Annotated in this window: 22 protein-coding genes; 14 read left to right on the top strand and 8 right to left on the bottom strand. The window is 33.0% G+C overall.

Annotation, left to right across the window (positions count from 1 at the left end):
- The first annotated feature begins 43 nt into the window (after positions 1-43).
- On the top strand, positions 44-1,099 hold the full coding sequence (gene leuB, locus ACFS3A_RS21800) for a 3-isopropylmalate dehydrogenase (RefSeq protein ID WP_379827674.1): 1,056 nt from the start codon (positions 44-46) through the stop codon (positions 1,097-1,099).
- Positions 1,100-1,217: 118 nt separating this feature from the next.
- Here leuB and ACFS3A_RS21795 read toward each other — a convergent pair whose 3' ends face one another.
- Both ACFS3A_RS21795 and ACFS3A_RS21790 read right to left on the bottom strand, forming a co-directional pair.
- A complete protein-coding gene (locus ACFS3A_RS21795; protein WP_379827673.1) occupies positions 1,218-1,565 on the bottom strand; it encodes an RNA recognition motif domain-containing protein in 348 nt (115 codons plus the stop codon).
- Positions 1,566-1,692: 127 nt separating this feature from the next.
- Positions 1,693-2,184 (bottom strand): DUF6252 family protein, encoded by a 492-nt coding sequence (locus tag ACFS3A_RS21790; RefSeq protein WP_379827672.1) that lies wholly within the window; start codon positions 2,182-2,184, stop codon positions 1,693-1,695.
- 190 nt (positions 2,185-2,374) lie between these two features.
- Here ACFS3A_RS21790 and ACFS3A_RS21785 point away from each other — a divergent pair, with 190 nt between their 5' ends.
- From ACFS3A_RS21785 to ACFS3A_RS21775, 3 genes are all read left to right on the top strand, one after another.
- Positions 2,375-2,935, top strand: a complete 561-nt coding sequence (locus ACFS3A_RS21785; RefSeq protein ID WP_379827671.1) for a 30S ribosomal protein S16 — start codon at positions 2,375-2,377, stop codon at positions 2,933-2,935.
- 15 nt (positions 2,936-2,950) lie between these two features.
- Entirely contained in the window at positions 2,951-3,475 is a 525-nt protein-coding gene (rimM, locus tag ACFS3A_RS21780; RefSeq protein WP_379827670.1) for a ribosome maturation factor RimM, read from the top strand.
- Positions 3,476-3,550: 75 nt separating this feature from the next.
- Positions 3,551-4,258 carry a tRNA1(Val) (adenine(37)-N6)-methyltransferase gene (locus tag ACFS3A_RS21775; protein ID WP_379827669.1) on the top strand — a complete coding sequence of 236 codons (708 nt, stop codon included), beginning with the start codon at positions 3,551-3,553 and terminating at the stop codon, positions 4,256-4,258.
- Here ACFS3A_RS21775 and ACFS3A_RS21770 read toward each other — a convergent pair.
- The 6 genes from ACFS3A_RS21770 to ACFS3A_RS21745 all read right to left on the bottom strand — a co-directional run bounded on the left by ACFS3A_RS21770 (position 4,255) and on the right by ACFS3A_RS21745 (position 10,213).
- On the bottom strand, positions 4,255-5,547 hold the full coding sequence (locus ACFS3A_RS21770) for an HlyD family secretion protein (RefSeq protein WP_379827668.1): 1,293 nt from the start codon (positions 5,545-5,547) through the stop codon (positions 4,255-4,257). The genes ACFS3A_RS21775 and ACFS3A_RS21770 overlap by 4 nt on opposite strands.
- Before the next feature lies 1 nt (position 5,548).
- Positions 5,549-7,741: a peptidase domain-containing ABC transporter gene (locus ACFS3A_RS21765; RefSeq protein ID WP_379827667.1), complete on the bottom strand. Its 2,193-nt coding sequence runs from the start codon at positions 7,739-7,741 to the stop codon at positions 5,549-5,551.
- Positions 7,742-8,058: 317 nt separating this feature from the next.
- The gene (locus ACFS3A_RS21760; protein WP_379827666.1) at positions 8,059-8,250 is read right to left on the bottom strand and encodes a hypothetical protein; all 192 of its coding nucleotides are present in this window, start codon (positions 8,248-8,250) and stop codon (positions 8,059-8,061) included.
- A 63-nt stretch (positions 8,251-8,313) separates the two neighbouring features.
- On the bottom strand, positions 8,314-8,445 hold the full coding sequence (locus ACFS3A_RS21755; protein WP_379827665.1) for a hypothetical protein: 132 nt from the start codon (positions 8,443-8,445) through the stop codon (positions 8,314-8,316).
- 68 nt (positions 8,446-8,513) lie between these two features.
- Positions 8,514-8,696: a hypothetical protein gene (locus ACFS3A_RS21750; protein ID WP_379827664.1), complete on the bottom strand. Its 183-nt coding sequence runs from the start codon at positions 8,694-8,696 to the stop codon at positions 8,514-8,516.
- Between the two features lie 35 nt (positions 8,697-8,731).
- Complete coding sequence (locus tag ACFS3A_RS21745) at positions 8,732-10,213, bottom strand: vitamin K epoxide reductase family protein (RefSeq protein WP_379827663.1); 1,482 nt, start codon at positions 10,211-10,213, stop codon at positions 8,732-8,734.
- Positions 10,214-10,871: 658 nt separating this feature from the next.
- Here ACFS3A_RS21745 and ACFS3A_RS21740 point away from each other — a divergent pair.
- The 10 genes from ACFS3A_RS21740 to ACFS3A_RS21695 are packed head-to-tail and all read left to right on the top strand — an operon-like array spanning position 10,872 to position 12,613.
- Positions 10,872-11,003: a bacteriocin gene (locus ACFS3A_RS21740; protein ID WP_379827662.1), complete on the top strand. Its 132-nt coding sequence runs from the start codon at positions 10,872-10,874 to the stop codon at positions 11,001-11,003.
- A gap of 47 nt (positions 11,004-11,050) precedes the next feature.
- Complete coding sequence (locus ACFS3A_RS21735) at positions 11,051-11,182, top strand: bacteriocin (protein WP_379827662.1); 132 nt, start codon at positions 11,051-11,053, stop codon at positions 11,180-11,182.
- 47 nt (positions 11,183-11,229) lie between these two features.
- Positions 11,230-11,361, top strand: coding sequence for a bacteriocin (locus ACFS3A_RS21730; protein ID WP_379827662.1), 132 nt, complete (start codon positions 11,230-11,232; stop codon positions 11,359-11,361).
- Positions 11,362-11,408: 47 nt separating this feature from the next.
- Positions 11,409-11,540, top strand: coding sequence for a bacteriocin (locus ACFS3A_RS21725; protein ID WP_379827662.1), 132 nt, complete (start codon positions 11,409-11,411; stop codon positions 11,538-11,540).
- A 47-nt stretch (positions 11,541-11,587) separates the two neighbouring features.
- Positions 11,588-11,719: a bacteriocin gene (locus ACFS3A_RS21720; RefSeq protein WP_379827662.1), complete on the top strand. Its 132-nt coding sequence runs from the start codon at positions 11,588-11,590 to the stop codon at positions 11,717-11,719.
- Between the two features lie 47 nt (positions 11,720-11,766).
- Positions 11,767-11,898, top strand: a complete 132-nt coding sequence (locus ACFS3A_RS21715) for a bacteriocin (RefSeq protein ID WP_379827662.1) — start codon at positions 11,767-11,769, stop codon at positions 11,896-11,898.
- A 47-nt stretch (positions 11,899-11,945) separates the two neighbouring features.
- Positions 11,946-12,077: a bacteriocin gene (locus ACFS3A_RS21710; protein ID WP_379827662.1), complete on the top strand. Its 132-nt coding sequence runs from the start codon at positions 11,946-11,948 to the stop codon at positions 12,075-12,077.
- 47 nt (positions 12,078-12,124) lie between these two features.
- A complete protein-coding gene (locus tag ACFS3A_RS21705) occupies positions 12,125-12,256 on the top strand; it encodes an rSAM-modified peptide (RefSeq protein ID WP_379827661.1) in 132 nt (43 codons plus the stop codon).
- Positions 12,257-12,303: 47 nt separating this feature from the next.
- Positions 12,304-12,435 carry a bacteriocin gene (locus ACFS3A_RS21700; protein WP_379827660.1) on the top strand — a complete coding sequence of 44 codons (132 nt, stop codon included), beginning with the start codon at positions 12,304-12,306 and terminating at the stop codon, positions 12,433-12,435.
- 46 nt (positions 12,436-12,481) lie between these two features.
- Positions 12,482-12,613, top strand: coding sequence for an rSAM-modified peptide (locus ACFS3A_RS21695; protein ID WP_379827659.1), 132 nt, complete (start codon positions 12,482-12,484; stop codon positions 12,611-12,613).
- The last annotated feature ends 83 nt before the right edge of the window (positions 12,614-12,696 follow it).

Here is a 12,696-nt window from a genome sequence, read left to right as displayed (position 1 = left end):
CCTTTGTTCCTCTGAACCTTTGAACCTTAATAACACATATAGAATGAAATTAAACATAGCCCTTTTAGCCGGAGACGGAATCGGACCAGAAGTAATTGAGCAAGCAGTAAAAGTATCAGATGCTATTGCACAAAAATTTGGACATGAAATTACCTGGAAACCAGCTTTAACCGGAGCCGCTGCAATTGATGCTGTAGGTGAGCCTTATCCGGATGCAACACATGAAGTTTGTAAAAATGCTGATGCCGTTCTTTTTGGAGCAATTGGTCATCCTAAATACGACAACGACCCTTCTGCACCTGTAAGACCAGAACAAGGTTTGTTAAAAATGCGTAAAGCATTAGGTTTGTTTGCAAATGTAAGACCAACTTTTACATTCCCATCTTTATTAGACAAATCTCCTTTAAAAAGAGAAAGAATTGAAGGAACTGATTTGGTTTTCTTAAGAGAATTGACTGGCGGAATTTACTTTGGCGAAAAAGGAAGAAAAGACAACGGCGATACTGCTTTTGATAACTGCGTTTATACCAGAGCGGAAGTACAGCGTTTAGCTAAAAAAGGTTTCGAATTAGCCATGACACGTTCTAAAAAATTATGCTGCGTTGATAAAGCAAACGTTTTGGAAACTTCACGTTTGTGGAGAGAAACGGTTCAGGCAATGGAAAAAGATTATCCGGAGGTTGAAGTTAGCTACGAATTTGTTGATGCTGTAGCAATGCGTTTGGTACAATGGCCAAACTCTTATGACGTATTAATTACAGAAAACTTATTTGGAGATATCCTGACAGACGAAGCTTCTGTAATTTCAGGCTCAATGGGATTAATGCCTTCTGCCTCTATGGGAGCTGAAGTATCTTTATTTGAACCTATTCACGGTTCTTATCCGCAAGCTACAGGATTAAACATTGCTAACCCAATGGCAACTGTTTTATCTGCTGCTATGATGTTCGAAAATTTCGGATTGATGGAAGAAGGAAAAGCAATGAGAGATGCTGTAAACAAAGCTTTAGAAGCTGGAGTAGTTACTGAAGATTTAGCTAACGGAGGCAAAGCATACGGCACTAAAGAAGTTGGTGACTGGTTAGCTGCGAACGTATAATAGTTTCTTTTGTTTCAAGTTTCACGTTCCAGCAACCTGAAACTTGAAACAAATAAAGCTTGAAACAAAAAAAGGGATCAACTTTCGTTGATCCCTTTTATATTCTAGAAAAAAAATATTAATATCCTCCTCTGTTTCCGCGGTCATTTCCTCCACGGTTGTTTCCATAACCTCCGCGAGAATCTCCTCCACGGTTGTTATTAAAACTTCTTCTTTCGCCTTCTGGTTTTGGCTCAGATTTATTTACAACGATTGTACGTCCTGCAACCACAGCACCGTTCAATTCGTCGATAGCTTTCTGAGCTTCGCTATCATTTGGCATTTCAACAAAACCAAAGCCTTTACTTCTTCCAGTAAATTTATCAGTAATAATTTTAACAGAGTCAACTGTTCCATAAGCCTCAAAAGACTCTCTTAAATCTGCTTCCTCAATACTGAATGGAAGGCTTCCAACAAAAATATTCATAGATATTTATTTATAATAATAAGCAAATGTAATCTTATTTCTATCTAATCCACTATGTTATGAGTTTATTTAAGTTTTTATTTGGATATTGTTACCCTAATCCTTAAAATTAGGCACTTTCAGTGAATTATAAATGATGAACTATCTCACTTACTTCAACGGGAACTTTATAAAAAACTCCTTCTGTAAAATGAATTTGAGGATTTTCGACATTTTCTGTATCTTCGTTAACTGCTGTAAATTTAAAGGTTCCTGATATCGTTTTAAGTTCAGTATCGTAATCTGTGATAACAATTTGACCATTACCATAATTAGTTCCTGTAGCATAAGAAGATAGTTCAGAAGGGAGCGTATTTTCGTAAGTAGCTCTTGAAAGTTCATCAACACCTAAAGTATAAGGTTGTTCAGCAGAAGACTGAGTTTGCAAAACGACTTTTTCATAGCCCAAATTCCCTTCCACAATCATTGTCCCATTTGCATTCAAATATGCTTTATAGTTACGGGCCCTCCAAAAAATATTATTTTTTAAAGTTTGAAAAGCGGGATTATTAAACTTTACATCTTCTGTACAAGATGTAACTATAAGTAAAAGTGATAAAAAGTAAAAGTATTTTTTCATATTTAAGAATGAATTTGATGCAAAAGTATTGCATTAAGAGCTAAATACTTAAATTAAAAAGTCAAAAAAATGATAAAAAAAGAACTCAATTATATTTAATCCTTTTTAAAACGCATTATTGACAAAAAAATTATATCTTTGCGCCCTTAATTAACAGAGGTCGAGTACCTCAAAATTTAATCATAAGATTATGTCAGTAAAAATTAGATTACAAAGACACGGTAAAAAAGGAAAACCTTTTTACTGGGTAGTAGCTGCAGATGCACGCTCAAAAAGAGATGGTAAATACTTAGAAAAAATCGGTACTTACAATCCAAACACTAACCCGGCAACTGTTGAGTTAAACCTTGACAGCGCAGTTAAATGGTTACACAATGGTGCACAACCAACTGATACTGCAAGAGCTATCCTTTCTTACAAAGGTGCTTTATTGAAACACCACCTTGATGGAGGAGTTCGTAAAGGAGCTTTAACTCAAGAACAAGCTGATGCTAAATTAACTGCATGGTTAGAAGCAAAAGCTGGAAAAGTTGACGCTAAAAAAGATGGTTTATCTAAAGCACAAGCTGATGCTAAAGCTAAAGCATTAAAAGCTGAAAAAGAAGTTAACGCTAAACGTGTAGCTGATGCTGCTGCTGCACAAGCTGAAGCTGCTGCCGCTGTACAAGCTGCTGAGGCTACTGAAGAAGTTGCTGAAGCTACTGAAGAAGCTCCTGCTGCTGAAGAGAATAACGAAACAACTGAAGCATAATTTTACCTGGCGATAATGCGTAAAGAAGAATGTTTTTATTTAGGTAAAATCGCTAAAAAATTTAGTTTCAAGGGGGAAGTTCTGATCTATTTAGATACAGATGAACCTGAGTTATACGAAAATCTGGAATCAGTGTTTGTTGAACACAACAAACACTTGGTTCCTTTTTTTATTGAAACAAGTTCTTTACACAAAAACGATTTTCTAAGAGTTCGTTTTGAAGATGTAAATACTGAAGAAGATGCTGACGCACTTGTTGGAAATGGCATTTATCTTCCTTTATCTATGTTACCCAAACTTACAGGTAACAAATTCTACTATCACGAAGTTATTGGTTTCGAAATCGAAGACAAACGTTTAGGTATTTTTGGAAAAATTACTTCTATTAATGATTCTTCTGCTCAACCTCTTTTTGAAGTTTTAAATGGCGAAGTAGAAATCTTAGTTCCAATGATCGATCAATTCTTAATAAAAATTGATCGCGAAAACAAAAAAGTCATTATGGATCTTCCTGAAGGATTGATCGAAATGTACCTTTAAAAGAGTATTCAGTTTTCAGTTTTTAGAGTTCAGTTTTCTGGCTGGATAAATCTTAAATTTCAATTATTCACTGCAATGTTTTCATTCAAGCAATTTTCTGTAAAACAAGATAAAACAGCTATGAAAGTAGGTACTGATGGTGTTTTACTTGGTGCCTGGGCTCCTGTTGCCCACAATCCGCTTAGTATTTTAGATATTGGTGCGGGAACTGGAATTATTGCTTTGATGCTGGCGCAGCGAACTCATGCTGAACAAATTGATGCACTTGAAATTGATGAAGACGCTTACGAACAAGCCGTTGAAAATTTCGAAAATTCACCATGGGGAGATCGGTTATTTTGTTTTCATGCTGGTTTAGATGAATTTATTGAAGAGCCGGAAGACGAATATGATTTAATCGTTTCAAATCCGCCTTTTTATTCCGAAAATTATAAAACAGATAATGAACAACGAGATTTGGCAAGATTCCAGGATGCAATGCCATTTGAAGAAATTGTTGAGGCTGCTGATTTGCTTTTATCTGAAAACGGAATTTTAGCTCTAATTATTCCTTTTAAAGAAGAAGAAAAATTTATCGCTTTGGCTAAAGAATCTGAATTATATCCAATAAAAATTACACGCGTAAAAGGAGCTCCAAAATCGGAAATCAAGCGAAGTTTATTAGCTTTTAGTCGTAACGAAGTTCCTGAAGTAGATATTGACGAGTTAATTATTGAAACGGAAAGACATGTTTACACTCCGGAATATATCGAACTGACGAAAGAATTTTACTTAAAATTCTAAACCTGTTTAAAAATACTCTTAAACTGGTATAAAATTCTTTCCAGCAATCTTAAGTCTTCTGTTACAATTTCGGCACTTCCTTTCATTTCCTGCTGAAAAACAATTTGTTTATCATAAGACGTTTTCAATCCGTTTGGAAGCGTGACATCCACAAGCAGATTCCCATCTTTATCAGGAACTAATGAAATATTTTCGATCTCACCTTTCAATACACCAAATTCACGATCCGGATAATTGGCTAAGCGAATATTGACACGTTGTCCTACTTTTATTTTTCCGGAATTTAAAGCTGGAGCTTTTACTTTTCCAATAAAACCATTTTTTGCATCCGGAATTATAGAGAAAACATTATCACCAACATTTATCGTTTGGTTTTCATTCCAAACCTGCAAAAAAGTAACTACCCCACTCACTGAAGATTTTAGGGTATAAGCCAGTTCCCAGTCCTTTATTACTTTTTTTAGCTGATAAAAAGACTGTGCCATACTGCGTCCTAAATTAACTTCTTCTCTGGTACTGTTTATCTGCGAATTCTGACTTGATTTTGTATTATCAATCAAAGACGATTTTAACTGCGAAATAGAAGAAAGAAGGCTTCTGTAACTCTTTTGTGCCTGTAGAAAACCTAACTTTTTTACTTCCATTTCCTGAGCCGAAATTATTCCTTTATTGAATAAAACTTCAAATCGGGCAATTTCATTTTTCTGAAGTTCCAGTTCGCTTTCATTAAGTACTTTCTGCTGCTGCAAAATATCCAGTCTTTCCTTAATCTGAACCTTCTCTGAGCTTTGTGCCCTGCTTTCAACTTCGAAAGGATGCAGACTTTCATTAAGCTCCTGTGCCTGATAATCTTTTTGAAAAACAGCAAAAGCACTTTCTATTTCGCCCAATTGTTTATTTTTTAACAATCCGAACGGAAATGCTTTTCCGGAATTAATATCATAATTATCTACAATGCCTTTTAGCAAAAAGGCATCTTTATAATTCGCCGTATTTTCAATAATGGCCAGTGTACTGTTTTTTGACACTACCGTTTTATCTTTAACCAAAATTGCTTCAATCCTTCCGGATGATTTGGATACGATTTTCTCTGGCGGAATATTAGTTGTAATGACAATTTCAGCATTTACAACGTCCGGATATTTAACAAACCATGATACAAAAAACAGCATAACAATAATAGCAAATATCAGAACTGTTCCCCATCGTATCATCCAATGTGGTACTTTGGTCAAAATGTCCTGAACTTCTTCGCTTCTTAATTCGAATGTATCTTTTTCTTCTGCCATATTAATTTCCTAATTGCAACTGGTTTTTAACCAACTCAAAATAATTGCCTTTTTGCTCTACTAATGCTGAATGATTTCCTATTTCGATAATTTTTCCTTTATCTAAAACCACTATCTGGTCAGCATTCATAACCGTACTTAAACGATGTGCAATGACAACTACCGTTTTATTTTCAAAGAAAATATCCAGTTTTCTCATAATTTCTTTTTCATTATTGGCATCTAAGGCAGAAGTTGCCTCATCAAAAAACAAAATCTCGGGATTTTTATAAACTGCTCTTGCAATTAAAAGGCGCTGTTTCTGCCCTGTACTCATCCCTAATCCTTCTCCTCCAATTTTTGTATTAAACCCTAGAGGCAGTCCGCCAATATACTCTTTAATATTAGCAACATCTGCTGCATAAAGCAATCGTTCCTTATCCACCTTATCGACCCCAAAAGCAATATTATTAGCGATGGTGTCGCTAAAAATAAACCCTTCCTGCATTACTGCACCTATATTGGATCTCCAGGCTTTTTGAGAAATATTTTTAAGTTGGGCGTTCCCAATTGTTACTTCTCCTTTTTCTGGTTCATAAAACTTTAAAAGTAGCTTCATCAATGTTGTTTTTCCACTTCCACTTACTCCCACAATTGCTGTTACTTTATTAGCAGGAATAACCAGATTCAAATTATCCAATACCGGAATATCGGAACCCAGATAACGATAAGAAAGATTTTTGATTTCAATATCAGCATCATAAGGCACCTCGTTGGTCTGATGCTCTTCCTGTTGTATTTCATCTTCTTTTTGATGAATTTCAGATAATCTTGCCAACGAAATCTTGGCATCCTGCAGTTCTCTTACAAATTCTATTAATTGTGTAATTGGCCCGTTTAAACTCCCCACAATGGCACTAATGGCAAGCATCATCCCTAATGTTATGGATCCTTCAATTACCAGCTTCGCAGAAAGCAGAATAATAAATATATTTTTTAACTCATTAATTACGGAAGAACCTATTGTTTGTGTTTGTTCCAAAACAAGCCCTTTTATAGAAACCCTGAATAGTCTCGCCTGCACATATTCCCATCCCCAGCGTTTTTGCTTTTCGGCATTATGAAGCTTTATTTCCTGCATTCCGTTTATCAGCTCCATTACTTTATTTTGCTCATTTGAAACTTCAGCAAAACGTTTATAATCTAAAACTTCTCTTCTCTTTAAAAAAAGTGTAATCCATCCAAAATACAAAACACTTCCAATAAAGAATACCAAAAAGATTTGCAGATTAAAATAAGCCAGGACCGCCCCCATAACAAACATATTGATTACCGAGAATAATACATTCAAAGATGATGTCGTAAGAATTCTTTCGATACGGCGATGATCATTTATACGTTGCATAATATCTCCCGTCATTCTCACATCAAAAAAGGAAATGGGCAGATTCATTAATTTGATAAAGAAATCGGAGATAAGAGAAATATTAATTCTGGTAGACAAATGCAATAAAATCCAACTTCTGATTAATTCTAAACCCGTTCTTCCTGCAAAAATAAAAAGCATTGCAAAGAGAATTAAATAGATAAAATGGATATTCTGGTTCTGAATTCCTACATCGACTATACTTTGGGTTAAAAAAGGAAAGATTAAATTCAGTAAACTACTTGCCAGCAGTCCAATAGCAAGCTGAATGAGAAACGATTTATATTGAAACAAATACTTAAAAAGAAATCTGAATCCTAAACCTGAATTTTCTTCTTTATCTAAATCAGATTCAAAAAAATTTGGAGTTGCCTCGATTAATAATGCGATACCTTCTTTTGTTGTATCGTTAGCATTATTACCGATCCAGAACTTTACAAACTCTTCTTTGTCATATTCCAAAAGCCCAAAAGCAGGATCCGAGATATAATATTTTCCTTTTTTAATTTGATAAAGAACAACATAATGATCTTTGTTCCAATGAAGAATACAAGGCAGCGGAGCTTCTTCAATTCTTTGTACTGACAATTTCACTCCCAAAGTCCTAAATCCAATCTTTTCGGCTGCATCACTCAAAAAAAGCAAATTACTCCCTTCACGAGTTGTTTCGCTAAAATCCCTCAACTCCTGAATGTTGATTGTTTTGCCGTAATATTTAGCTATAATTTTTAAACATGTAGGCCCACAATCTTTATGATCGGCTTGTCTGTAATGAGCGAATTTTTTCAATTTCTTTTGATTTATTCAAGACTAATGTAGGAAAAAAAATTCTTGGTAATCCATAAAAAAACAGAGAAGATATAAATCTTCTCTGTTTGGGTATTTATAAACAAATTACCAGCAACACAATTTCTTTAGGACATGGCCGCGGTTTTACCCTAACCAATTAAAATTAAACACAGCGGCCAACTCCTAAGAATCCCAGTACCAATCATCAATACCGAGAAAATGCTCAATGTTCCACGATCGAGCGCCTATACATTCAAAAAAAACATGACTAAATTCTAAATTAGGCTATATCGTATTACTTTTAAAAAAGTTAAAAATTAGCAACAAAGACGGCTTGTATCACATATACCTGATGATGTATTTATCGGACAAGTTTCGCCTGGTGGTATTAAAATGCATCCTGCTTCCATTGCATAAATCCAGCATTCCGGAATTCCTCCTCTCATCGTTTTCTGCTCATTTTTTGTTATAGTCTGAGCACTATTAAGATTCAAAATTTTTTTCAGCATATTAATACAATTTTTATAGTAACAGAGTTTTATCGCACCTCTGTTACTATATAAATATTAAAATTAGCAAGCATAATTTTTTTCGGCAACAGCATCATAACAATTTGTTTCTGAGGTTTCACCTCCCAAAATGTTCTTTTGCTCTTTTTTAGTCAGCTTTTTAGTTTCTTTACTTTTTAAAATCTTTTCTAACATAACTGGTTATTTACGTTTTTTTGGGCAAGACTCAAATCTGAGAAAACCGAGTCTTTAGATCTTCAGTCTTAACAGCTTCCGACATAGCTATTTGGAACACAATTCCAGTATGCCGGCACTGTTCCAAACTCTGTACATCTTTTAGCTTTAAATCCGTCTTCACAAATAGGAGCATTTCCTCCGTTTATTGTTTTTTGCTCATTCGCAGTCAATTCTACTGCACCTTTCAATTTCAAAATATTCTTTAACATAACTGCAGGTATTTGGGGTTACTATTTTTTTATTTTTATGCTATTCTTTCTAAAACCTGAACTTCATCTACAAAATCATTCAGAAAGTATTTCAATTCGTTCAGTTCATATTCATTTGGAAACAATCGCTCATTTACAATTTTTACCGGTGTATAATTGAAGTTATTCATTGAACACCAATCATATTGTTTTTGAATTTCCTGGCTGATCATCATGCTGACAGAATCAACCTGCCATTTTTTAAGCCACTTTTTATGAGTCATTCTTTTAATATACCAATCAGAAATTGCTTCTACCGTTTTTCCCGGAGTAGTTCTGTTGATTGTCAAAAGTCTTTCAACAACAGATTTATAAGGATTATCATTATTTTCAGGATTAATATTAAAAAGGACGTTCAAAAATATTTTATCCGGGAATTTGATTACTAATTCAAAGGCTTCCTGAAATGTTTTGTAACAGTGCCCGCAACTTGGACTTAATATAACAGAAAGCTTTACTGAAGCACTTTTGTTTCCAAAATTCAGACCTCTTAAATCTTCAAACCCTTTTGTGTATTTTACTTTTTTAGATAAGAAATTTAACAGCGAATAATTTCTTTTAAACTTTTTAAGTTCCTTTAATGAATGTTCATTATCAAGCAGTTTTCTAATCATCACTTTCACAGCGGCCCAAATTGGGATTAAAAGCAACAAAGAAAATACATATGGAAAAACACTTGTGAAACTAAAACTTAATGTAAAAAGATCTGATGAAAACCAAACGATGCTTTGTACCAATATTAAAAATGATACTGCCAAACACATTACGCACCATTTTTGAATTTCAAATTTTTGAATCCATATGGAACAAACCACTACCGGAATAGCCAGTAAGCTTAAAAATCCAACAAATATCGCTGAGCTTAATGGCTGAACCAAAATTGCAATTATACTTGAACTAAAGAAAAGTAATGGTAAATCTGAGAAACTTACCCATCTGTTTGCAATATCATCATTGAAACTAATAACAGAATGACAAGAAGAGTTAGAACTTAAATTACAAAATTTTGAAATCACAGTGTTTTTAACCCCCCACTTTTCCTGAACAATAAATATGCTCACAATTAAGCCTAATATTGAGGTTACTAAAAAAATACTACTGAATAAGTTAAAACCATTATAAAAGAAAGATAATCCTGCAAGAAGTACCAATGGAAGAAAATATTTCACCCAGTTATATTCTACATTTAAATTCTCTCTTGCTACTACATTATTTGGTTCGATAGCTACAATTACTCCGTTCCAGTCTAAAAGAAATTTATCATAAGATAATTTTTGACTTCCTTTTTTTAATGTTGTAATGCGAACTCCATTTTTAATTTTCTCCACCAATATTAATTCCTCTTTAAAATATGCCAAAAAATTAGATGGTAAATCCACAATTTGTTCTTTTGAAACTCTTACTGCAGCATTCTCTACAGAAAGCAAATCAAACGAATCCGTAATGGCAAATAAACTTGGATAATTTGGGTGGGACAAAAACAGGTCCTTGAACTCATTTTTTATATCTGAGTATCGATTGATTTGTAGAAATTTTTGGACCAGTTTTAACATCGCTTCTGATTGATTTTAAATCACATTTTCTCTGCAAAGATTGGAGTTTTTATTGATAAAAATCGCATGTATATATACATTTTATTAATTATACCACATACAATTTATAAATTATACCAAGTATAGTACAATATTCAAATTACTGATAAACAACAAGTTATATTCTTTTTTTTTGAACAAAAACATTTGAAAGCTAATTTTCGATTAACGGCTCTACTTTTTATCTAGTTTTGGAAAAGCAATAATCCAAACATCAAAAAACATGAAAAACAGGCCCTAAAAATTATATGGTTTTAAAGAAAAAAATCATGTAAACAGAGGTTAAAAAAAAGTCAAAAAAGTCAAAAAAAAAGCCTCTTATTTTAAGCAAATACTTCCCAAAAAGTAAAGCAGAAAGAAATAAAAAAATAATATTTAACCTACAAATAATAATCTCCTTTTCACTGCTTTTAAACTAGAATAACAACCAAAAATTTTAGCATAACTAATTTTTAGCGCTGTTTTCAACGCAACTAAGTATACTGCAAAAAAATATTTATGAAAGATTTATAGTGTTAAAATTTTAATTTAAAAATATTCAAATATGAAAACGACAACATTCACATTCAAAGATTTCCAAACAGAAACAATTTCTAAAAAAGAGCTAAAAACGATCAAAGGCGGTGGCGGAGATGAAGTTGATCCTAATAAAAAAGGAGGAAACGGAAACGGGTAATTCAATTTCAAAAAATTATATAAAAGCAATCCAAAAAATTCAGAAACATGAAAACGACAACATTCACATTCAAAGATTTCCAAACAGAAACAATTTCTAAAAAAGAGCTAAAAACGATCAAAGGCGGTGGCGGAGATGAAGTTGATCCTAATAAAAAAGGAGGAAACGGAAACGGGTAATTCAATTTCAAAAAATTATATAAAAGCAATCCAAAAAATTCAGAAACATGAAAACGACAACATTCACATTCAAAGATTTTCAAACAGAAACAATCTCTAAAAAAGAGTTAAAAACGATCAAAGGCGGTGGCGGAGATGAAGTTGATCCTAATAAAAAAGGAGGAAACGGAAACGGGTAATTCAATTTTAAAAAATTATATAAAAGCAATCCAAAAAATTCAGAAACATGAAAACGACAACATTCACATTCAAAGATTTTCAAACAGAAACAATCTCTAAAAAAGAGCTAAAAACGATCAAAGGCGGTGGCGGAGATGAAGTTGATCCTAATAAAAAAGGAGGAAACGGAAACGGGTAATTCAATTTTAAAAAATTATATAAAAGCAATCCAAAAAATTCAGAAACATGAAAACGACAACATTCACATTCAAAGATTTTCAAACAGAAACAATCTCTAAAAAAGAGCTAAAAACGATCAAAGGCGGTGGCGGAGATGAAGTTGATCCTAATAAAAAAGGAGGAAACGGAAACGGGTAATTCAATTTTAAAAAATTATATAAAAGCAATCCAAAAAATTCAGAAACATGAAAACGACAACATTCACATTCAAAGATTTTCAAACAGAAACAATCTCTAAAAAAGAGCTGAAAACGATCAAAGGCGGTGGCGGAGATGAAGTTGATCCTAATAAAAAAGGAGGAAACGGAAACGGGTAATTCAATTTTAAAAAATTATATAAAAGCAATCCAAAAAATTCAGAAACATGAAAACGACAACATTCACATTCAAAGATTTTCAAACAGAAACAATCTCTAAAAAAGAGCTGAAAACGATCAAAGGCGGTGGCGGAGATGAAGTTGATCCTAATAAAAAAGGAGGAAACGGAAACGGGTAATTCAATTTTAAAAAATTATATAAAAGCAATCCAAAAAATTTAAAGACATGAAAAAACAAACATTTACATTCGAAGATTTCCAAACAGAAACAATTTCTAAAAAAGAACAAAAAACAATTAAAGGCGGTGAAGGGGAAAATATTGATCCTAATAAAAAAGGAGGAAACGGAAACGGGTAATTCAATTTCAAAAAATTATATAAAAGCAATCCAAAAAATTCAGAGACATGAAAACGACAACATTCACATTCAAAGATTTTCAAACAGAAACAATCTCTAAAAAAGAGCTAAAAACGATCAAAGGCGGTGGCGGAGATGAAGTTGATCCTAATAAAAAGAATGGAAACGGAAACGGGTAATACAATTTCAAAAATTATATAAAAGCAATCCAAAAAATTTAAAGTCATGAAAACTACAACATTTACATTCAAAGATTTCCAAACAGAAACAATTTCTAAAAAAGAACAAAAAACAATTAAAGGTGGTGAAGGGGAAGATATTGATCCTAATAAAAAAGGAGGAAACGGAAACGGGTAATGCGTTTAGAAAATTATATTAAGCAATCCGGAAAATTCAAAAGTTAAATACTATCACTTTTCAATTCAATCAAATTAGTAAAA

Origin of the sequence: Flavobacterium notoginsengisoli (genome assembly GCF_042686225.1) — a bacterium.
In the GTDB taxonomy this organism is placed as follows: domain Bacteria; phylum Bacteroidota; class Bacteroidia; order Flavobacteriales; family Flavobacteriaceae; genus Flavobacterium; species Flavobacterium notoginsengisoli.
The sequence above is the reverse complement of the archived record's forward strand: the minus strand, read 5'-3'. Positions and strand labels throughout refer to the sequence as shown.

Bases quoted from the DNA above. Each gene is read 5' to 3' on its own strand.
- leuB (WP_379827674.1), top strand. From the start codon at position 44: ATGAAATTAAACATAGCCCTTTTAGCCGGAGACGGAATCGGACCAGAA.
- ACFS3A_RS21795 (WP_379827673.1), bottom strand. From the start codon at position 1,565: ATGAATATTTTTGTTGGAAGCCTTCCATTCAGTATTGAGGAAGCAGAT.
- ACFS3A_RS21790 (WP_379827672.1), bottom strand. From the start codon at position 2,184: ATGAAAAAATACTTTTACTTTTTATCACTTTTACTTATAGTTACATCT.
- ACFS3A_RS21785 (WP_379827671.1), top strand. From the start codon at position 2,375: ATGTCAGTAAAAATTAGATTACAAAGACACGGTAAAAAAGGAAAACCT.
- rimM (WP_379827670.1), top strand. From the start codon at position 2,951: ATGCGTAAAGAAGAATGTTTTTATTTAGGTAAAATCGCTAAAAAATTT.
- ACFS3A_RS21775 (WP_379827669.1), top strand. From the start codon at position 3,551: ATGTTTTCATTCAAGCAATTTTCTGTAAAACAAGATAAAACAGCTATG.
- ACFS3A_RS21770 (WP_379827668.1), bottom strand. From the start codon at position 5,547: ATGGCAGAAGAAAAAGATACATTCGAATTAAGAAGCGAAGAAGTTCAG.
- ACFS3A_RS21760 (WP_379827666.1), bottom strand. From the start codon at position 8,250: ATGCTGAAAAAAATTTTGAATCTTAATAGTGCTCAGACTATAACAAAA.
- ACFS3A_RS21755 (WP_379827665.1), bottom strand. From the start codon at position 8,445: ATGTTAGAAAAGATTTTAAAAAGTAAAGAAACTAAAAAGCTGACTAAA.
- ACFS3A_RS21750 (WP_379827664.1), bottom strand. From the start codon at position 8,696: ATGTTAAAGAATATTTTGAAATTGAAAGGTGCAGTAGAATTGACTGCG.
- ACFS3A_RS21740 (WP_379827662.1), top strand. From the start codon at position 10,872: ATGAAAACGACAACATTCACATTCAAAGATTTCCAAACAGAAACAATT.
- ACFS3A_RS21735 (WP_379827662.1), top strand. From the start codon at position 11,051: ATGAAAACGACAACATTCACATTCAAAGATTTCCAAACAGAAACAATT.
- ACFS3A_RS21730 (WP_379827662.1), top strand. From the start codon at position 11,230: ATGAAAACGACAACATTCACATTCAAAGATTTTCAAACAGAAACAATC.
- ACFS3A_RS21725 (WP_379827662.1), top strand. From the start codon at position 11,409: ATGAAAACGACAACATTCACATTCAAAGATTTTCAAACAGAAACAATC.
- ACFS3A_RS21720 (WP_379827662.1), top strand. From the start codon at position 11,588: ATGAAAACGACAACATTCACATTCAAAGATTTTCAAACAGAAACAATC.
- ACFS3A_RS21715 (WP_379827662.1), top strand. From the start codon at position 11,767: ATGAAAACGACAACATTCACATTCAAAGATTTTCAAACAGAAACAATC.
- ACFS3A_RS21710 (WP_379827662.1), top strand. From the start codon at position 11,946: ATGAAAACGACAACATTCACATTCAAAGATTTTCAAACAGAAACAATC.
- ACFS3A_RS21705 (WP_379827661.1), top strand. From the start codon at position 12,125: ATGAAAAAACAAACATTTACATTCGAAGATTTCCAAACAGAAACAATT.
- ACFS3A_RS21700 (WP_379827660.1), top strand. From the start codon at position 12,304: ATGAAAACGACAACATTCACATTCAAAGATTTTCAAACAGAAACAATC.
- ACFS3A_RS21695 (WP_379827659.1), top strand. From the start codon at position 12,482: ATGAAAACTACAACATTTACATTCAAAGATTTCCAAACAGAAACAATT.